Source organism: Microcoleus sp. S36a_B3 (genome assembly GCF_036700745.1).
GTDB lineage: Bacteria > Cyanobacteriota > Cyanobacteriia > Cyanobacteriales > Microcoleaceae > Microcoleus.
The window spans coordinates 158054-176364 of sequence record NZ_JAUBPN010000003.1; the positions used below are offsets into that span (position 1 = coordinate 158054).

20 protein-coding genes and 1 tRNA gene are annotated in these 18311 nt (G+C 44.8%); 18 read left to right on the forward strand and 3 right to left on the reverse strand.

Features of this window, described 5'->3' with window-relative positions; all coding sequences use genetic code 11:
• The first annotated feature begins 137 nt into the window (after positions 1-137).
• On the forward strand, positions 138-812 hold the full coding sequence (locus QUA01_RS04590; protein WP_194008661.1) for a HEAT repeat domain-containing protein: 675 nt from the start codon (positions 138-140) through the stop codon (positions 810-812).
• Between the two features lie 208 nt (positions 813-1020).
• Here QUA01_RS04590 and QUA01_RS04595 read toward each other — a convergent pair whose 3' ends face one another.
• Positions 1021-1317, reverse strand: coding sequence for a PIN domain-containing protein (locus QUA01_RS04595; RefSeq protein ID WP_333087168.1), 297 nt, complete (start codon positions 1315-1317; stop codon positions 1021-1023).
• On the reverse strand, positions 1317-1544 hold the full coding sequence (locus tag QUA01_RS04600; RefSeq protein WP_194067282.1) for a hypothetical protein: 228 nt from the start codon (positions 1542-1544) through the stop codon (positions 1317-1319). Before QUA01_RS04600 ends, QUA01_RS04595 begins: the two co-directional genes overlap by 1 nt.
• A 133-nt stretch (positions 1545-1677) precedes the next feature.
• Between QUA01_RS04600 and QUA01_RS04605 the strand changes: the two genes are divergently transcribed.
• The 13 genes from QUA01_RS04605 (at position 1678) to QUA01_RS04665 (ending at position 12718) form a co-directional block, all read left to right on the forward strand.
• Positions 1678-1911, forward strand: coding sequence for a hypothetical protein (locus QUA01_RS04605; protein ID WP_333087170.1), 234 nt, complete (start codon positions 1678-1680; stop codon positions 1909-1911).
• On the forward strand, positions 1908-2180 hold the full coding sequence (locus QUA01_RS04610; protein ID WP_333087171.1) for a hypothetical protein: 273 nt from the start codon (positions 1908-1910) through the stop codon (positions 2178-2180). The genes QUA01_RS04605 and QUA01_RS04610 overlap by 4 nt, the downstream gene beginning before the upstream one ends.
• Positions 2181-2360: 180 nt before the next feature.
• A complete protein-coding gene (locus QUA01_RS04615; RefSeq protein WP_333087172.1) occupies positions 2361-2615 on the forward strand; it encodes a hypothetical protein in 255 nt (84 codons plus the stop codon).
• Positions 2616-3018: 403 nt separating this feature from the next.
• Positions 3019-3378, forward strand: coding sequence for an ArsR/SmtB family transcription factor (locus tag QUA01_RS04620; protein ID WP_333087173.1), 360 nt, complete (start codon positions 3019-3021; stop codon positions 3376-3378).
• Positions 3379-3553: 175 nt separating this feature from the next.
• Positions 3554-4261 (forward strand): MIP/aquaporin family protein, encoded by a 708-nt coding sequence (locus QUA01_RS04625; protein ID WP_333087174.1) that lies wholly within the window; start codon positions 3554-3556, stop codon positions 4259-4261.
• A 7-nt stretch (positions 4262-4268) separates the two neighbouring features.
• Positions 4269-4925 (forward strand): arsenical resistance protein ArsH, encoded by a 657-nt coding sequence (gene arsH / locus QUA01_RS04630; RefSeq protein WP_333087176.1) that lies wholly within the window; start codon positions 4269-4271, stop codon positions 4923-4925.
• Between the two features lie 36 nt (positions 4926-4961).
• Positions 4962-5363 (forward strand): arsenate reductase, glutathione/glutaredoxin type, encoded by a 402-nt coding sequence (arsC, locus tag QUA01_RS04635; RefSeq protein WP_333087177.1) that lies wholly within the window; start codon positions 4962-4964, stop codon positions 5361-5363.
• 162 nt (positions 5364-5525) lie between these two features.
• Complete coding sequence (arsS, locus tag QUA01_RS04640; protein WP_333087178.1) at positions 5526-6512, forward strand: arsenosugar biosynthesis radical SAM (seleno)protein ArsS; 987 nt, start codon at positions 5526-5528, stop codon at positions 6510-6512.
• 259 nt (positions 6513-6771) lie between these two features.
• Positions 6772-7500: a TVP38/TMEM64 family protein gene (locus tag QUA01_RS04645; protein WP_333087179.1), complete on the forward strand. Its 729-nt coding sequence runs from the start codon at positions 6772-6774 to the stop codon at positions 7498-7500.
• Positions 7501-7862: 362 nt separating this feature from the next.
• The gene (locus QUA01_RS04650) at positions 7863-10331 is read left to right on the forward strand and encodes an ATP-binding protein (RefSeq protein WP_333087181.1); all 2469 of its coding nucleotides are present in this window, start codon (positions 7863-7865) and stop codon (positions 10329-10331) included.
• A 101-nt stretch (positions 10332-10432) separates the two neighbouring features.
• On the forward strand, positions 10433-11332 hold the full coding sequence (locus QUA01_RS04655; RefSeq protein WP_194071002.1) for a class I SAM-dependent methyltransferase: 900 nt from the start codon (positions 10433-10435) through the stop codon (positions 11330-11332).
• Between the two features lie 464 nt (positions 11333-11796).
• A complete protein-coding gene (locus QUA01_RS04660) occupies positions 11797-12525 on the forward strand; it encodes an HAD family hydrolase (RefSeq protein ID WP_194008652.1) in 729 nt (242 codons plus the stop codon).
• A gap of 120 nt (positions 12526-12645) precedes the next feature.
• Positions 12646-12718: transfer RNA gene (locus QUA01_RS04665), tRNA-Ala, on the forward strand.
• A 63-nt stretch (positions 12719-12781) separates the two neighbouring features.
• Here the strand turns inward: QUA01_RS04665 and QUA01_RS04670 are convergent.
• A complete protein-coding gene (locus QUA01_RS04670) occupies positions 12782-12982 on the reverse strand; it encodes a hypothetical protein (protein WP_194071001.1) in 201 nt (66 codons plus the stop codon).
• A 328-nt stretch (positions 12983-13310) separates the two neighbouring features.
• Between QUA01_RS04670 and urtA the strand changes: the two genes are divergently transcribed.
• The 4 genes from urtA (at position 13311) to QUA01_RS04690 (ending at position 18180) form a co-directional block, all read left to right on the forward strand.
• A complete protein-coding gene (gene urtA / locus QUA01_RS04675; protein ID WP_194071000.1) occupies positions 13311-14630 on the forward strand; it encodes an urea ABC transporter substrate-binding protein in 1320 nt (439 codons plus the stop codon).
• Positions 14631-15030: 400 nt separating this feature from the next.
• The gene (locus tag QUA01_RS04680; protein ID WP_442921508.1) at positions 15031-16191 is read left to right on the forward strand and encodes an ABC transporter permease subunit; all 1161 of its coding nucleotides are present in this window, start codon (positions 15031-15033) and stop codon (positions 16189-16191) included.
• 26 nt (positions 16192-16217) lie between these two features.
• A complete protein-coding gene (gene urtC, locus QUA01_RS04685) occupies positions 16218-17360 on the forward strand; it encodes an urea ABC transporter permease subunit UrtC (RefSeq protein WP_333087183.1) in 1143 nt (380 codons plus the stop codon).
• A 91-nt stretch (positions 17361-17451) separates the two neighbouring features.
• Entirely contained in the window at positions 17452-18180 is a 729-nt protein-coding gene (locus QUA01_RS04690) for a TIGR00266 family protein (protein ID WP_333087184.1), read from the forward strand.
• The last annotated feature ends 131 nt before the right edge of the window (positions 18181-18311 follow it).

Consider the following 18311-nt stretch of genomic DNA (forward strand, 5'->3'; position numbering starts at 1 on the left):
AATCCGAGTTTTCGATCGATAGTGCGATCGGTTTACAATTTCAAATGGGGGCGGTTTTTACTGCCTGCTTTTAACCGGAGACTCACTTATAATCAAAATAACCAGAATGTAAAGTTTTACTACAAGATTTACCGATAATGACAACTTTAAGCTTAGAGCAAATTGCAGCCAAGTTAGAAAGCGAAAATTCTGCCGATCGCATGGTAGCTTTGGCTAACTTGCGGAACGTCCCTGCAGCAGAGGCTGTACCTTTGATTAAAAAGGTGTTGAACGATCGAAGTTTGCAAGTGCGATCGATGGCTGTGTTTGCTCTCGGAGTCAAACCGACTCCTGAGTGCTATCCCATTCTAGTCAAATTACTAGAAACTGAACCTGATTACGGCATTCGGGCTGATGCTGCGGGTGCTTTGGGCTATCTGGAAGATATCCGAGCTTTTGAGGCTTTGGTGCGCGCTTTTTATGAAGATACTGAATGGCTGGTGCGCTTTAGTGCTGCTGTTTCTCTGGGAAATCTCAAAGATCCCCGAGCTCGCGACGTGCTGCTGAAAGCTCTCGAATGCGAGCAAGTAGTGATTCAGCAGGCGGCGATTTCGGCTTTGGGGGAAATTAAGGACATTGGCGCGATCGATCGCATCCTCGATTTTACTCAATCGGAAGATTGGCTGATCCGGCAGAGGCTGGCTGAAGCTTTGGGGAATTTGCCCAGTGTTAAAAGTGTCTCTGCTTTGAAATACTTAGAAAAAGACAGCAATTCTCAAGTATCTCAAGCGGCAACAATTTCTCTCGATCGTTTGTCGAAAGCAGAAGGATAACAGATACCGATACTTTTGTTGTAAGTGTTTCATTTGGGCGCTTTTAAGGCGGCGATGAAACACCGATCGCCTAATTTATTCAGCCCTCTGCTAGGTCAAACCGATTTCTCAGTTCTTGAGGCGACAAAACGGAAATCGACGACCCTGCGAATCCATTCACATCCCGAGTAACGATCGCCTCTAACTCTAACTCGATCGCACACGCTATCTACACCGCATCTTCAAAATCAGGCAATCCCAGCCCGATCGCTTGCTCCAGAATCTCTCGATCCACCGCACAAATTTCCATTAATGCCAACAGTCGAGTTACAGCAGCTATCGCAGCTTCAGAACTCTTGGTTTGTCGTCCCACCAAATAATGCACATCCGTAACCGTTGTCGCCGACATAAACCCTTCAATTCGCCCCGATTCAACTGCATTCAGTAAAAAAGCAGCATCCGCTACAAAAGGTTCGCGGGCCAGCATTGCATCCAGTAAAACATTGGTATCAAATAAAACTTTCATCAGAGATACTTTTGCACTAACCGCTCATCTAACATTGCCTTTACTTCGGCATCTGTAGGTGGTGGCGCGTCCGTTTTCGCAATGCCAATTAAACTCGCGGCTAAACCCTTCGGCTTCACCTTCGATCGGGGTTTCGGCTGGAGCGATCGCATCAAAGCATTAATTAACTGCCATCGCTCCTCGGCAGACAACCTCAGTGCTCGGTCTTGAAGTTCGCGTAACGTCATAGTAATTATCTTTGACAGAAAGCATTGGACAAGCAGCCAAGTATATAAATACCCCTGCTTCAAAATTTTAGCGCCTCAAGTGATGTAATTTCATCTTCTTAAAAACACTTAATTTTTCGAGAGAGGGAGTTAAATGCCCTACAGTCAATTTAGCGTCGAACAAATTAAGACAAATTTTGGCATAACCTTGAATAGAACGGTTGGCTTGTTTGCCGACATTCCCGAAATAGAACTGAACACTTTTTTGCAAGAAACTTTGCAATTCAATCTGCCTTTAGCGCTAGAAATTAATTCCGAGAAAGCTCGCTCAGAGCTAATTGTCGCGCCAATATTAGTTGAAATCAAAAAAGGCTATCGCAACGGATGAGTTTATTTTCAGGTCGAGAATTCAATGTAGACGCTGCTAGGGGTTTGAGCGGTTATTGCGATTTTCTAATTAGCCGATCGCCAGAACAGCTTGTCATAGAATCCCCAGTAATCGCCTTGGTTGAAGCCAAAAACGACAACATTCAATCCGGCTTAGGAGAGTGCACAGGGGGAACCATTGCAGCACAAATATTTAACCAGCGTCGCGAACATGATATTCAGACAATTTATGGAGTTTTGACAACTGGGAGTATCTGGAAATTTTTTTAAGTTAGAAGGAATTGCGATCGAGATTGATAAAGACGAATATCTTATCAAAAATGTTGCTAAAATTATCGATATCTTAATAAATTTTATAGAGTCTTGAGTAAAACCAGAATGTATTATCTAAGGCGATCGGGCAAATCGCAAGTTAAAATAGTTGTTGACATCCTTTAACCAAAGCCAGCCATGAATCAAGCACCCAATCCTTTTAACTCAAATCCATCGAATCCGCTAGATCCCTTGGAACAAGAACTTGACGAGCAAGGTCAAGAGTTGCCCAGACAGTACCACCCAGCTACTAAAAAAACTCTGCAAACAGGCTTTCTCATCCTGGTAGTTGTCGGGGTAGTTATTGGGGGAATTCTATCTGTAGGGGTAATTTCGTTGATGCAAAAGACCGGATTGACTGATGTGCCGGCGCGAGTACAGAGTCCGAAGTAATATCATGTCCGTTGAATTGCCCGCGATCAAATTTTGTCGTCTAGGATGGGCGGGTTTATAGATATTGTCGGTGTGAATTGCAGATGGTGAGTGAAACCCGCTCCTACCAGTATTGCTGTTGATTTACTGGACTATATCTAATATTTAGTGGGAATGTTCTGTCGGTGCTAAATGCACCTATTTTGGGGGATGAAGTTTGAGAAAATATGATGTTTTATATAGATTTTTGCAAAATATAGCAACTGTACCCGATGGTGAGGAGGTTCTCGCATTCCCCAAACCGTTGCTTTTCTTCCTTCTTCCTGATGACGTTGGACGGAAAGCTCGGAGGCGACAGCACTAATGACTGATGACTAATGACTGATGACTAATGACTGATGACTAATGACTTCTTCTACAATTGATGGTGAAAAATTCTCAAATTGCGCCCGATGGCACTTCTCAACCGCAGATTTCCGAAAAACTTGTTTCGGCTGGCTTTCACGCGCTTTCTGACCCCCTGCGGATTCAGATTTTGGAGTTGTTGCGGGAACAGGAGTTATGTGTTTGCGATTTGTGCGATCGGCTTGGAGTCTCTCAATCTAAACTCTCTTTTCACCTCAAAACCCTAAAAGAAGCCGGTTTGGTTCGCAGCCGCCAAGAAAGCCGCTGGATATACTACAGTCTCAATTTAGCTCAGTTTCTCGTGCTGGAAGAGTACCTCGCCCAGTATCGCCGTTTCAGTCAGATGCTGCTGGCCCGCCCTTGTTCTGAGGTGGGTTGACCGATCAATATTTCTTAATAAGTAATATTATGTCCCCCAAAGTAACCGCTATTGGTTTGTAGTGAGGACTTCATTCCTGTCTTGATGCGGACTCACATTCCGAACGATCGAACCAAGAGGGTAGACGCATCAATTTTTTTTGATATAATGTATTTAAACCAATGAGTTGATAGCGATGGGTGCAATAGTAAAGAAGTTAGCTTCTGGTGAAAAACGAGATTGCAAGCGAGAAGCACTTGCGGAAGGCCTCGGTACATTTATTATAGTTTTTGCCGGCACCGGCGCGGTGATGGTCAACAAAATTAGCGGTGGTTCTTTAACTCATTTGGGCGTTAGTTTTGTGTTTGGTGCCGTTGTAGCTGCGATGATTTACGCGATCGGGCATATCAGCGACGCGCACTTTAACCCAGCCGTAACTTTAGGGTTTTGGGCGAGCGGTTTTTTCCCAAAATACAAAGTTTTGCCCTATGTTTTGGCGCAGTGTGCGGGGGCGATCGCAGCTTCTCAAGTGCTGCTAATTACCCTAGGAAAAGTAGCAAATCTCGGTGCAACAGTTCCTCTAAACGGCAACTGGTTGCAGTCTCTAATTTTAGAAACAGTCCTGACCTTTATCTTAATGTTTGTTATCCTCGGTTCGGGATTAGATAGACGCGCTCATATCGGTTTTGCGGGGATAGCAATTGGCTTAACTGTAGGCTTAGAAGCTGCATTTATGGGGCCGATTACCGGAGCGAGCATGAATCCGGCTCGATCGCTCGGCCCGGCTTTAGTTGGCGGAATTTGGCAACACCATTGGGTTTACTGGGTTGCTCCGATTTGGGGAGCGCAATTAGCAGTCGCAGTTTATCGAGAACTGTCTAACGGATTTCGGGATTTTAATTAACAGTATCATGACAAATTTTACGCACAAACCGAGAATTTTGTTTTTCTACGGCTCTTTAAGAGAGCGTTCTTACAGCCGTTTATTGGCGGAAGAATCGGCGAGAATTATTGAGGGTTTCGGGGCCGAAGTTAGGTTTTTTCATCCTCGGGAATTGCCGATTTACGGTAGCGTTCCCGATACGCATCCCAAGGTTCAGGAATTGCGCGAATTGAGTTTGTGGTCGGAGGGTAAAGTCTGGTCTAGTCCAGAAATGCACGGCAATATTACCGGCATTATGAAAAATCAAATTGACTGGATTCCTTTAAGTATTGGGGCTGTCAGACCCACCCAAGGTCGAACTTTGGCGGTGATGCAAGTCAGCGGCGGTTCTCAGTCTTTTAATGCTGTCAATACTTTGAGAATTTTGGGCCGCTGGATGCGGATGTTTACAATTCCCAATCAGTCTTCGGTTGCGAAGGCTTATCAGGAGTTTAACGAGGATGGGACGATGAAGGATTCGCCTTTCCGCGATCGCGCGATCGACGTGATGGAGGAACTGTACAAGTTTACCTTGCTGTTGCGGGAGCAAACGGACTATTTGACCGATCGCTACAGCGAACGCAAGGAACAAGCAGCTAAAGAGGCGATCACACTAGCAAATCGCGCCCTTGAAACATCTAACTAACAACCACCAACTAACAACTCACAACCAACAAAAATCATGAAAAAAGTAATGTTCGTTTGCAAAAGAAATTCCTGTAGATCGCAAATGGCAGAAGGATTCGCTAAAACCATCGGAGAGGGCAAAATTGCTGTCAGCAGTTCCGGCTTAGAATCAAGCAGAGTTCATCCGACAGCAATTCAAGTCATGTCAGAAATCGGCATTGACATCACAGATCAAACATCCAACCCATTAAACGAATTCAATGCAGAAGACTACGACGCCGTAATTTCTCTGTGCGGCTGCGGCGTGAATTTACCCGAAGCGTGGGTATTGCGAGAAGTTTTTGAAGATTGGCAACTCGACGATCCCGACGGACAACCCATCGAAACTTTTCACCGCGTTAGAGATGAAATTAAAGCACGAGTTGCAAAATTAGTTAACTCTCTCAAACCAGATTAATGTCGAAAATATCACCCTTGGGTTGCGGGTTGCGATCGATTATCAACGGACTGATTTTTAACCTGTCGCTGTCGCATCCAAAGAATTAGTGCTAAATTATGAGAGGCGTTCCGGCCGATCGCCTCTCAATCCGTTGCGAGCACAGACCGAAAAATTTAGCACATGATTCAGACAGCAATCACGCCTTTCAAAAACAAACTAAACTCAGCTTTAACTAAAAAGCAGATTACAGTTTTACAAATTAATCTCGGAAAGCGCTGCAACCTCGCTTGCACTCACTGTCACGTAGAAGCTAGCCCGAAACGAACAGAAGAACTTTCCCCGGAAATTTGCGACCAATTAATTGAAATGATTCGCCGTTTTCCTCAAATTCAAACTGTTGACCTCACTGGCGGTGCTCCCGAAATGCTTTACGGTTTTAAACCGCTAGCAGAAGCAGCAAGGGCAACAGGTAAAGAGGTAATTGTTCGTTCTAATTTAACGATTTACTTTGAAAAAGGTTTTGAGGATATTCCTGAATATTGCGCGCAGCAACAACTCAGAATAGTTGCATCGCTTCCTTGCTACCAAGCTGACAATGTTGACAAAATGCGCGGTAGCGGTGTTTTTGACAGTTCGATTCTGGCGCTGCAAAAGCTGAATCAGTTGGGATACGGGAAAAACCCAAATTTGATTCTGGATTTGGTGTACAATCCGCAAGTGCCGACAACAGATAAGTTCTCGCTAACAGCGGAACAAGGCAAGTTACAGCGAGATTATCAGGTTTATTTAGCTGAAAATTTTGGAATTTGTTTTAATCACTTGTTCGCGATTACTAATTTGCCTGTGGGACGGACTAAGTTTCATTTGGAACATAAGAAACTTCACAAGCCTTATCTGGGTTTTTTGGAGGATAATTTTAATCCGGGTACTGTGGAGCATTTAATGTGCCGCAATGAGTTGTCGATCGACTATTTGGGCAATGTCTACGACTGCGATTTTAACCAAATGGAAAATCTGCCGGCTAAAACTCGCAGCGGGGAACAGATAACTGTTGCTAAATTGCTGGAATCTGGCAGTTTAGATGTGATTCCAGAGGTGCAAACTGCTGCTTATTGTTACGGTTGTACGGCTGGTTCAGGTTCTAGCTGCGGCGGCACTTTGACTTAAGAAGGAAGAAGGAAGAAGGAAGTTCGGCAACGAGCAATGTACGGGATGTAATGGATGTAACGGATGTAAGTCCGTCGGAAGAAGGAAGAAACTATGCCCAATGCCCTGTTTGGCCAATGCCAATGCCCAATGCCCTGTTTGGCCAATGCCCAATGCCAATGCCCAATGCCCTGTTTGGCCAATTCCCAATTCCCAATTCCCAATTCCCAATTCCCCAATGCCCCAATGCCCATATTATTGAGAATGGAGATTTTAATCAATGAATGATTTGCGATCGCCCGATGAAGAAAATCCGCCACCATCCCAAAGGTGGAAACTGTTTTTAGGGATTGCTTTAGCTGTAGCTTTGATTGTGGCGGCACAGTTTTTTAACTTTCAAGCAATTCTAAAAAATGCGCTATCGGCGATCGCGAGTCTGGGCCCTTGGGGCCCTGCAGCTTTTATTCTAATTTACATTGTCGCTACGGTTTTATTTATTCCCGGTTCTTTGCTTACTCTCGGTTCTGGGGTTTTGTTCGGAGTCGTTGGCGGCACGGTTTGCGTTTCCATCGGCTCGGTTTTGGGCGCAACTTTCGCTTTTTTAATAGGAAGGTATTTAACTCGCGATTGGGTTTCCAAACAGATAGAAGGAAATCCTAAATTTCAGGCGATCGACTCCGCAGTTGCTTCTGAAGGATGGAAAATTGTGCTGCTGACGCGACTTTCGCCAATTTTCCCATTTAATTTGCTCAACTATGCTTTTGGAGTCACGCAGGTATCTTTCAGAGACTATTTTTTTGCATCTTGGATCGGCATGATTCCCGGAACTGTGATGTATGTTTATATCGGTTATCTCGCTGGGAGTTTGGCGGCACTCGGAGCCGAAGGGCGATCGCGCACTGCTGCTGAGTGGGCTCTTTACGGCATTGGTTTGCTAGCAACGATCGCCCTCACCGTTTATGCAGCCCGCTTGGCAAAAAAAGCTTTAGACGAAAAAATTTCTCCTTAAACTCACTGCACAAATTGGTTAAATTGTCAATACGGTTTTGCTCGTAAATTATAATACATAGCTAGTTTAAAAAACTCCGTATTTTCTCTGTGTTATTTACAAAAAATTTGTTATACAAACGAGATAGATATTAAATATATCGTAAAGCACTAACCTCAACAAAGTAAAATCAAAGTCAAAATACAAAATTGATGTCAAAATAGAATGCGATATTGCGATCGAAATAAAAATTATTCGCAGCCAGAAATCCACATCCCCATCAGCCAAACCTAGGAGGAATCAAGTCCTGACTGTTGACATGATATTAATTCTGCCGAATGACCGTGCAGTTCGATCAATTTCACTCTCGACGAGAACATTTGATGATGCAAAAACCAGCAAATCAAGCCCGACCCGTTTCTGCGCCGCCGCCCCACCAAAACCCAAAACTGCGCCACTTTTGGCAAAACATCGGCGTCAGCGCTCAATCGCGCTGGCAGCAACTAGAAAGTCTTTGGCAACACAGACGGCAGCGCCGCCATTTGCTGACTCTGCTAATTCTAGGCACCACGGCTTTAACCATTAGCACAACTACTTGCGTAAGCTATTTTTTTGTGCGCGGACTAATACTCGATAATTTAAAGGAAATAGCACTATTAAAATTAGAAAAAGGCACCGATGAAATCGATCGCTGGCTCAGCAGCCGCAAAGCAGAAATAGAAACCATCGCTTACTCTCCAAAGATTCGCACTCTCAATTGGGAATTAGTCGAACCCCGGTTGCAATCAGAAATATACAGGCTAAAAGAGTATTTCATTCTGGCATTAATTCAACCCAACGGCTCACTAATTAACACTCTAGGCAACCGCACGAATGTCAAAGACCGCCAACACTTTACAAAAGCAATGGCCGGGCAAATCAATGTTTCTGACCCGCTGATCGGCCGCAGTACACAAGTTTCGACCATCGTCGTTTCAGTTCCTATTTGGGCTTTGCCACAGGCTTCTAATCAAGTAATTGGAGTCCTATCGGGCAGCATTAAATTAGACAGAGTAGCAAATGTTGTTAACAGCCTGCAGTACGGTTCCGAGAGTTACGCTTTTGCGCTCAATTCCGAAGGAGTGCCAATTGTTCATCCCAACAATAACTTAATCGGCAATAGCGATCGGTCCGCCCCAAGCTTTTTACAGTCACAAGATTCCGCACTCTCCACAATTGCGCGGCACATGATCGATCGCCAGACGAACATCGAACTGGTAAAAATAGATAACAAATGGGTGTATGCCGTCTACGCTCCCCTCCAGGAAGTGAACTGGTCGATGGCCTTAATAATTCCCCGCGAAAATATTGAATCCCAACTGCAAGCATTAAATTTTCTAACATCCGTCGTCGTCGGACTGCTAGTCCCGGCAATGCTAGCAGCAATATGGCTAATTTATTCCTCGGAAAACAATCGCGCCAGAGCCGAGCGAGAAGCCATGCTCAACCGAATTGCTGGACGCATTCGCACTTCTCTAGAATTAGACAAAATCGTGCAAAGTACCGTCGAAGAAATAGTAAATTTGCTGCATCTAGAACGAGCAGCTTTTGGTTGGTACGAACCGCAGAACAAAACTTTACAAATTTTGTGGGAATCTTCCCAATTTGATTGTCCGAGACAAGCGATAAACTTTGAGCCTTACTTGGTGGAAAATTTGTCAGTAGGGAGCGACCAATCCGATCCAATTATTTTTAGTGCCGATACTTGGACTCGGGGCGCAAGTCAACCGCTCGAACTGAAAGCTAATAGCTATTTAGCGGTGCCAGTCCCGACTCAAAACGAGCAACAGGGTTATTTAGTGTGCAGCCACGCTGCTCAGTGGTTTTGGAGTGCGGAAGAAATTCAACTGTTAAAAGCTGTAGCAGATCAATTGGCGATCGCAATTACTCAATCTCACCTTTACACTCAAACCCAAGACCAAGTAAAACTGCTCAATAATGCCTTGCACGAACTGAAAAAGACTCAAACCCATTTAGTGCAGAGCGAAAAAATGTCATCCCTCGGTCAAATGGTAGCGGGGATAGCGCACGAAATCAACAACCCGGTTAACTTCATTTCGGCTAATTTGCCTCACACCACAAAATATACTAAAGATTTATTAGAATTAGTGAGTTTGTACAAACAAACATTCCCAGAAGTCACCCCGGAAATCGCCCATTTTACAGAAGAAATTGAGCTAGATTTTATCGAGGAAGATTTGCCGCATATATTAAATTCTATGAAAATAGGAACCGATCGCATTCGCAGCATAGTTCTTTCTTTACGCAACTTTTCTCGCCTCGATGAATCAGACAAAAAGCAGGCGGACATTCACGAAGGCATGGAAAATACCTTGCTGCTGCTTTCCAACAAAATCAAAAATGGCATTTATATAGTCAAGAGATACGGAAAAGTGCCTTTAGTAGACTGCTATCCGTCTCAGCTAAATCAGGTGTTTATGAACTTGCTGAGCAATGCGATCGATGCCTTGAACGAGATCGATCGCCTGGATAAAATTATTACTATTTCCACAGGAGTAGTTCGCGAACATAGCATAAAATTTCTGAAAGTGGCGATCGCCGACAACGGCCCCGGCATTCCCGACAGCGTTAAAGACCAAATTTTTAACCCATTTTTTACCACCAAACCGGTGGGACAAGGCACTGGTTTGGGGTTAGCAATCAGCTACAAAATTGTTGTAGACGGACACGGCGGCAGCATCAAAATATCTAAACCTGCAGGCGGCGGGACGGAGTTTTTAATAAAAATTCCGATTAATGAAAAGCGACAGGAAGCAAGCAATAAAAGGGAAGTTGGGCAACGAGCAATGTAGGGGAGGTAATGGATAGAGGTTCGAGGAGACAAATAACTTTAATTAATGCTAATTTTACTGCTGTTGGCTAAAATTAAAAGAGTTTTTGTGAAAGGAGTTTTATGGCTGTTGGTAAGGATACAATTTTCGAGCGCTTTTTATCGCCGCTGATCCGACTGGCGATCGACGAAGAAGCAATCAAACGACTCTACGAAGGTACTGACTGGGAAAAAGCGGGCGATCGCCACCGACAAACCAACCTAGTTTATCCCAAATATTACAGCAGCCAAAACTTTCACGGCATCAAAGGCGGCTACCTCAACCCCAGTGCCGCCGTTTCCTACGATCCAATCACGCAATACGTTTTGCCTCCCCACGAAACAGTCGTCAGACAAGGTTTAATTGACGCTGTGCGGGTAAAACCGCGCCGAATTATCGATTTGGGATGTGGCACCGGTTCGACAACCCTGATGCTCAAACAAGCCTTTCCCGAAGCGGAAGTTGTCGGCCTGGACTTGTCTCCTTATATGCTGGTAGTCGCCGAAATGAAGGCGCAAAAAGCCGGCTTGAATATCGAGTGGTTGCACGGAAATGCTGAAAGCGTGGGTTTTGCTGACAGCAGCTTCGATTTAGTCGCAGCTTCCTTGCTGTTTCACGAAACGCCGCCTGCTGTCTCGCGCGCAATTTTGCGAGAAAGCTTCCGACTGCTGAAGGTTGGGGGACAAGTGGCAATTTTGGACGGAAATCAAAAAACTTTGCGACAGACAGAGTGGCTGACTGATATCTTTGAAGAGCCTTATATTAAGTCTTACGCGGCTGGTAGTATGGATGCTTGGGCGGGGGCGGCGGGATTTGCTGCGGTGCAAACTCAGGAACACTGGTGGGTGCATCAGGTGACGCAGGGCGTGAAACCTCTTCTGGGAGAAGATTTCGAGCCGGTGCGTCAGGCGCAGGTGTCGAATTTGGGCGATCGCGCTCCTGATTTTGATGGCGATTTACCGGGCATTCCAGCACCCGCTTGATTTATTGACTGTTGGCTGTTGACAGTTAACTGTTAACTGTTGGCTGTTGACAGTTAACTGTTAACAGTGGCTGTATATAAATTATATGTCACAAAACAATTCCCCGTCTTGTGGGGTGTCCCGCCCTGAACATACAATTTAAATGTCCGACAGCTTAATGACTACCCTTTGACTTCGATCTTCGGGCAAGATGATTAATAACTGATAACTAATGACTGATAACTAATAACCAATAATATCAAATCCGGTAGCATCGGAATGATTCAGATATATATTCTCTCCCTCTGTGTACTCTGTGCTCTCTGTGGTTAAATCAGTCCGATACAAGCGGAAACGATATAACTAATAACTAATAACCAATAACCAACAACCAACAACCAATAACCAATAACCAATAACCAATAACTAATAACTAATAACTAATAACTAATAACTAATAACCAATAACCAATAACCAATAACTAATGACTCTAAAAGCAGTTTTATTTGATTTTAATGGCGTTATTATTAATGACGAGTCGATTCACGAGAACTTAATCGATCGCCTGATGCTAGATGAAAATCTGCAACTCAAACGCGGGGAGTTTCGAGAAATTTGTTTGGGAAAGAGCGATCGCGCTTGCATTACCGAACTGCTGCAGCGCCGAGGACGATATCTCACAGAAACATACCTCGATCGCTTGCTGTTAGGCAAGGCCAAAGCTTATCAAGAAAAAATAAATAGTTTGGAAACATTGCCGATTTATACCGGTTTGGCAGAATTTATTGACAAAATTCGCGTTTCTGGACTAAAAATGGCCGTAGTTAGCGGGGCCATGCGATCGGATATAGAATTAGTGCTAGAGCGAGCCGGTTTGGCTGCAAATTTTGAGTTAATTGTCGCAGGTGACGACTTGACGGCGAGCAAACCAGAACCCGACTGCTATTTGTTGGCGGTGGAACTTCTCAACCAGAAATATCCCGGTTTGAACCTGCAACCGATCGAGTGTTTGGCCCTAGAAGATACTTTTGCGGGGATAGAATCGGCGAAAAAAGCGGGGATGCAGGTAGCGGGCGTGACTCACACTTACCCGTTTCACATGATCCAGCGCCAAGCTAATTGGACGGTGGACTATTTTGCTGATTTAGAGTTGGACAGAGTGGCCCAACTTTGCTCGATCGCCCCCACCGAGCCGGCGGCGGAAAACTCTTGACGTTTTTAGCCCTTACGTGCTAATGTTGGTCACGGTTTGTAAAATTGAAAGCAAATGCAATTTGCAAGCCTTTGAGATTCGGCAATCGAGCATTTAAAATGCTAAATTGAAAGTCAATCAGGGGAATTAGCTCAGTTGGTAGAGCGCTGCGATCGCACCGCAGAGGCCAGCGGTTCGAGTCCGCTATTCTCCATAAATTAGTTGACAGTGGACAGTTGACTCCGAAAGCAGTTGCAGAGTAGGGGAATCAAACCATTTATGCTTGACGGGTATCGGCTGTATTCATTAGGTTATTTATGTCCGCGCCCAATGTGGCTGTTGCTATATTTGTAGAAAGGGCGATCGTCATCTGCTTTGATATTTTCCTGTGAACGCGCGATCGATTAACCGCAGCAAGATGAATTCGCTTCGTAGTGCGGACTTCAGTCCGCTCATTATTGCATTGTGGTGTCCACACTACGAACCATTTTTGTGATCGTAATCGATCGGACACGATCCAAGTGTGCCACAAACTCAGTTACGGTCTAACTCCTAGTATCAATAAGATAATTCTCTAAAGAAACCCGGTTGTTAATTTCAGACCGATCGCTCAAAGTGCATATCTTAGTGTCTAAACTCCGTTTCTGCCACATTTGCCATCAATCCTCACCAAACCTTCATTTTGTAAATTAATAATAACTTTTGTATATAAAGATACAAAAGTATTCTCAACCTAGTCTTAATATCAAGTCGCTATATGTTATTCTCAATCATCTGACTGAGCTATTTAAGAGTAACAAGGAAAAATGACAAAGCGATTCGATCGGCGGAAATTTCTTTTATACGGTTCTGCTACCCTCACAACAAGTTTATTCCTCAAAGCTTGTAGAACTCCGACTCCAACAGCCACCCCAGCCGCTTCTCCAACAGCAACAGGAACTGCACCAGCAGCAGGCGGTGGAAACACGATCAAAGTAGGAATTTTACATTCCTTGAGCGGCACAATGTCCATCAGCGAAAAAAGCGTGGTTGATGCCGAACAATTAGCGATCGAAGAAATCAACAAAGCTGGCGGTGTCCTCGGAAAACAAATCGAAGCAATAGTAGAAGATGGCAACTCAGACTGGCCGACTTTTGCCGAAAAAGCCAAAAAATTGATCGACCAAGATAAAGTTGTCACAGTCTTCGGCTGCTGGACATCCGCCAGCCGCAAAGCAGTATTGCCAGTCTTTGAAGAAAAAAATCATATGCTCTGGTATCCCGTACAATACGAGGGTCAAGAGTGCTCAAAAAACATCTTTTACACCGGGGCAGCCCCAAACCAACAAATCGAACCAGCAGTTGACTGGCTGCTAGAAAATAAAGGAAAAAAATTCTTCTTAGTTGGGTCTGACTACGTTTTTCCCCGCACCGCAAACACCATTATTAAAGCACAGCTAGCAGCCAAAGGCGGAGAATTAGTTGGCGAAGATTACATACCTCTTGGCGGTACAGAAGTCACGCCCATTATTACTAAAATCAAGGCAGCTTTGCCCGACGGCGGGGTCATCTTCAATTCCCTCAACGGCGACAGCAATGTGGCATTTTTCAAACAGTTGCAGGGTGCAGGTTTGGGCCCGGACAAATATCCGTCAATGTCTGTCAGTATTGCAGAAGAAGAAGTAAAGGCGATCGGCGTAGAATATCTCAAAGACCATTACGCCGCCTGGAATTACTTCATGACTGTGGACACACCCGCAAATACAAAGTTTGTCGCAGCATTCAAAGCAAAATACGGCAATGACAGAGTGACAAACGACCCGATGGAAGCAGCTTACATCATGGTTTACCTGTGGAAGCAAGCCGTCGAAAAAGCAGGAACAGCCGACGATTTGGACAAAGTGCGGGCAGCAGCTTTGGGTCAAACTTTTGACGCACCGGAGGGCAAAGTGACCCTAGAAAACAACCATCACCTTGCTAAATTTGTGCGGTTGGGTAAGGTGAGAGAAGACGGTTTGTTTGAAATTGCTTATGCTACGCCAGAAGCCGTGCCACCGATTCCTTGGAATCAGTTTGTCCCCGAAACAAAAGGCTTTTCTTGTGATTGGTCAGATCCGGCCAAAGGCGGCAAATTCAAGACCAGCTAAGTAAAGCAGAATTCAAGCGTGAAGGGCAGCATCTCCGGCTTTGCTTGTTACCAGGAAAAGCGAAAGTAACGCATATCTGGAGGCTCTGCCTCCTTTTAATTCGCCACTTATAGGAGAAATAACTATAATCTGTTGTGCATTTAAATTGTATATTTTGATGACAATCAAAAATTGTCAAATCCTCTCCCTCTCTCCCCCTCTCCCCTTCTCCCCCTCTCCCCTTCAATCGCCATACACAATATATATGAGCAACAGCTTAGGAGGTATTTAAGTTATTAAATGTTCCTAAGCAAAGTAGAAGTCAATCGTGAAATCGGAAGTTTGTAGGCTGCTTGGGAGTGCACCTTACCTTTATACAAAAAATCGCGACATCAAATATCGAAAAATAGGAGGATAAAAAGTGCTGAGTGGCTTATTGGACGGTGTATTCAACGGCATTAGCATCGGCGCTGTTTTACTAATTGCAGCCCTGGGATTAGCGATTATTTTCGGGTTGATGGGCGTGATTAATATGGCTCACGGCGAATTGATGATGCTGGGGGCTTATACAACTTTCGTAGTGCAGAATGTTTTCAAAGGTATCGGAGGATTTGCCTTTGAAATCTATATTTTATTTGCCATTCCCCTAGCTTTTTTAGTAGCTGCATTGGTAGGATTAATTCTCGAACGCGGAGTGATTCGCTATCTCTACGGGCGGCCCCTAGAAACATTGCTGGCGACGTGGGGCGTAAGTTTAATTTTGCAGCAGTTTGTCCGCAGTGTTAGTTGGGTTTTGGTAGCGGGAATTGCGGTGTTTTGTTTGCTATTTTTTGGCGGCTTGCAGGTGCTGAAGCGACGCGCAGATTTCGATCGCATTCGCAAGGGAATTATCGCCATAATTTTACCTTTATCTTTGGGTATTTCTTGGGCTGTCAGCGCACTTTTAAGCGAAACTTACAAACTCGCAGTAACTAAACCTTGGTTTGGCGCTCAAAACGTCGATGTGACTGCGCCTGCATGGCTGCGCGGCGGCATCCCGCTGGGCAATTTTCAACTCCCCTACGCCAGACTTTTTATTATTGCGCTGACAGGAGTTTGTTTGGCGGGAATTTACCTATTTTTGCAAAAATCTGTGTGGGGATTGCGGATTCGCGCTGTGACGCAAAATCGCAGCATGAGCGCTTGTTTGGGAATACCTACCGAGAAAGTAGATGCGCTGACTTTTGCTTTGGGTTCGGGGTTGGCTGGTGTTGCTGGCTGCGCGATTAGTCTGATTGGTTCGGTAGGCTCAAATACCGGACAAAATTATATTGTCGATACCTTTATGGTTGTGGTTGTGGGCGGTGTCGGCAAGATTGTGGGGAGTGTGGTTGCTGCAATGGCGATCGGCACTGCAAATTACTTGATCGGATCTGGGACAATAGCATTAATGTTTGCTCCTGTCAAGCCTTTAGCTGATTTTTTCACATTTTTCGCCACCACCAGCATGGCAAAAGTCATGGTATTCGCCTTGATTATGGCTTTTCTGCAAGTGAAACCAGGAGGAATTTTCCCGCAAAAAGGACGCACTGTTGAGAATTAACAACTACAGCTTCGATCGCCAAAAAAATGAAAAATACACAAAAAAAGGCACGGCTAAAAGAAGCAGCAATTGTAGGGGCGATCGCCCTAACATTCATATTGCTCGTCCCAGGAATAGTTCCTGACGCTCGTCTCAACCAATTGGGCCGATTTTTAGCACTAGCAATTGCAGCCCTCGGCATAGACTTAATCTGGGGATATACAGGTTTGCTCAGTCTGGGACATGGCGTGTTTTTTGCCCTAGGTGGCTACGCCTTCGCCATGCACCTAAAACTGCAAATTCCCCCAACCGCCAGCACTCAATTGCCCGAATTTATGAGCCTCTACGGCGTCACCGAACTGCCTTGGTTTTGGCAACCATTTTACTCTTTTCCCTTCAGTGTCGTCGCAGTATTTCTCATTCCCGCCATCTTGGGCGGACTTTTAGGTTACTTAGTATTCCGCAATCGAATTCGAGGCGTTTACTTTTCAATTCTCACCCAAGCAGCAACCATTGTATTTTTCAACTTTTTCAACGGCCAGCAAAAACTGATTAACGGCACCAACGGACTCACCGACTTTAAAACCCTGTTCGGAGCCTCAGTAAACAGTAGAGACACTCAATATATTTTCTACATTCTCACCGTACTATTTCTAGTAGCAACCTACGCCCTCTGCCGGTGGCTGACAAGCGGGCGTTTCGGGCGGTTGCTCGTAGCAATTCGCGACGACGAAGTGCGCCTGCGTTTCTCAGGTTACAATCCCACAGGATACAAAGTTTTAGTATTTGCAATATCCGCCGGTTTAGCCGGAATAGCAGGCGCTTTATTCACCGTACAAACCGGAATCATTTCCCCAAAAGCGATGGATATTGCATTTTCCATCGAAATGGTAATTTGGGTGGCCGTAGGAGGGCGCGCCACATTATCTGGGGCCATATTGGGAGCGCTGCTAGTCAACTTTGGCAAAAGTTTCTTGAGCGAACAATTTCCTGAAGTCTGGCTATTTTTTCAAGGCGCGCTATTTTTAATAGTAGTCACAGTCCTGCCCGACGGCATAGTCGGATGGCTGCAAAATAAAGATTTTGAACACATCCGCCGCCTGTTCAAAAAACCAAAGTACGCATCAACTTACCCCAGCCTGGAACAAGACCCCGAAGTACAGCGAGAAAAAGAAGAACTTGAACATTGAATGCTCAAAAATGATATCTGGTATGCTAGCGGATTTCCAACTAAAGATTTTGTAGTAAAATAACTCAATTATTTAACATGAGGGGAAACATATGGCAGATGTTATTGACTACAAAATCTACGGCGACGATTTGCAACTGATTGAAATTGAACTCGACCCCAGAGAAGGCGTCAGAGCTGAAGTGGGAGCCATGACATACATGGAAGGCGACATCCAGATGCAAACAGCCACAGGTGGTGGCATATTTCAAGGTTTCAAACGAATGCTGACAGGGGAAAGTTTTTTTATTAGCACCTTTGTCAACAGCGGAAATCGCAAAGCCCGCGTCGGTTTTGCCGCCCCCTATCCTGGGCAAATAATTCCCCTCGATTTAGGTCAACTTGGCGGCAAATTTCTGTGTCAAAAAGACTCATTTCTCTGTGCGGCAAACGGTATTGACATTGATGTAGCTTTCACCAAGCGGCTTGGTGCCGGTTTCTTTGGCGGAGAAGGCTTTATTCTGCAAAAATTGCAGGGTGACGGCCTCGCTTTTGTTCATGCGGGAGGAACAATAGTTGAGAAAAATTTGGGAGTTGGCGAAGTGTTGCGGGCAGACACTGGCTGTTTGGTAGCTTTTGCGCCGACTGTAGATTACGACATTCAGTTTGTGGGCGGCTTTAGAAATGCTTTATTTGGCGGCGAAGGCTTGTTTTTAGTCAAGCTAACCGGGCCTGGCAAAGTGTATTTGCAAAGTCTGCCGCTCTCGAAATTGGCTGAGCGGATTATGGCGGTAAATCCAGCTCCTTTAACGAACAGTTCTAGCAGTTCTAGCTTCGAGTAAAAGGTTTGTAGTGAGGACTTTAGTCCGCATTCAGGCTAAATCTGTAAGAAGCAACTCAAGTTCTTACTCCAAATATTCAGTAATAAAAGACTAAAGCTCTTACTACAAATATTCAATAAACATTCAATAAA

What these genes read in the sequence shown, in the direction of transcription:
- arsC (WP_333087177.1), top strand. Translation starts at nt 4,962, where the DNA reads ATGAAAAAAGTAATGTTCGTTTGCAAAAGAAATTCCTGTAGATCGCAA.
- QUA01_RS04650 (WP_333087181.1), top strand. Translation starts at nt 7,863, where the DNA reads ATGATGCAAAAACCAGCAAATCAAGCCCGACCCGTTTCTGCGCCGCCG.
- QUA01_RS04600 (WP_194067282.1), bottom strand. Translation starts at nt 1,544, where the DNA reads ATGACGTTACGCGAACTTCAAGACCGAGCACTGAGGTTGTCTGCCGAG.
- QUA01_RS04610 (WP_333087171.1), top strand. Translation starts at nt 1,908, where the DNA reads ATGAGTTTATTTTCAGGTCGAGAATTCAATGTAGACGCTGCTAGGGGT.
- urtC (WP_333087183.1), top strand. Translation starts at nt 16,218, where the DNA reads ATGAAAAATACACAAAAAAAGGCACGGCTAAAAGAAGCAGCAATTGTA.
- QUA01_RS04620 (WP_333087173.1), top strand. Translation starts at nt 3,019, where the DNA reads ATGGTGAAAAATTCTCAAATTGCGCCCGATGGCACTTCTCAACCGCAG.
- QUA01_RS04625 (WP_333087174.1), top strand. Translation starts at nt 3,554, where the DNA reads ATGGGTGCAATAGTAAAGAAGTTAGCTTCTGGTGAAAAACGAGATTGC.
- QUA01_RS04660 (WP_194008652.1), top strand. Translation starts at nt 11,797, where the DNA reads ATGACTCTAAAAGCAGTTTTATTTGATTTTAATGGCGTTATTATTAAT.
- QUA01_RS04605 (WP_333087170.1), top strand. Translation starts at nt 1,678, where the DNA reads ATGCCCTACAGTCAATTTAGCGTCGAACAAATTAAGACAAATTTTGGC.
- arsS (WP_333087178.1), top strand. Translation starts at nt 5,526, where the DNA reads ATGATTCAGACAGCAATCACGCCTTTCAAAAACAAACTAAACTCAGCT.
- QUA01_RS04690 (WP_333087184.1), top strand. Translation starts at nt 17,452, where the DNA reads ATGGCAGATGTTATTGACTACAAAATCTACGGCGACGATTTGCAACTG.
- QUA01_RS04645 (WP_333087179.1), top strand. Translation starts at nt 6,772, where the DNA reads ATGAATGATTTGCGATCGCCCGATGAAGAAAATCCGCCACCATCCCAA.
- QUA01_RS04655 (WP_194071002.1), top strand. Translation starts at nt 10,433, where the DNA reads ATGGCTGTTGGTAAGGATACAATTTTCGAGCGCTTTTTATCGCCGCTG.
- arsH (WP_333087176.1), top strand. Translation starts at nt 4,269, where the DNA reads ATGACAAATTTTACGCACAAACCGAGAATTTTGTTTTTCTACGGCTCT.
- QUA01_RS04590 (WP_194008661.1), top strand. Translation starts at nt 138, where the DNA reads ATGACAACTTTAAGCTTAGAGCAAATTGCAGCCAAGTTAGAAAGCGAA.
- urtA (WP_194071000.1), top strand. Translation starts at nt 13,311, where the DNA reads ATGACAAAGCGATTCGATCGGCGGAAATTTCTTTTATACGGTTCTGCT.
- QUA01_RS04615 (WP_333087172.1), top strand. Translation starts at nt 2,361, where the DNA reads ATGAATCAAGCACCCAATCCTTTTAACTCAAATCCATCGAATCCGCTA.
- QUA01_RS04595 (WP_333087168.1), bottom strand. Translation starts at nt 1,317, where the DNA reads ATGAAAGTTTTATTTGATACCAATGTTTTACTGGATGCAATGCTGGCC.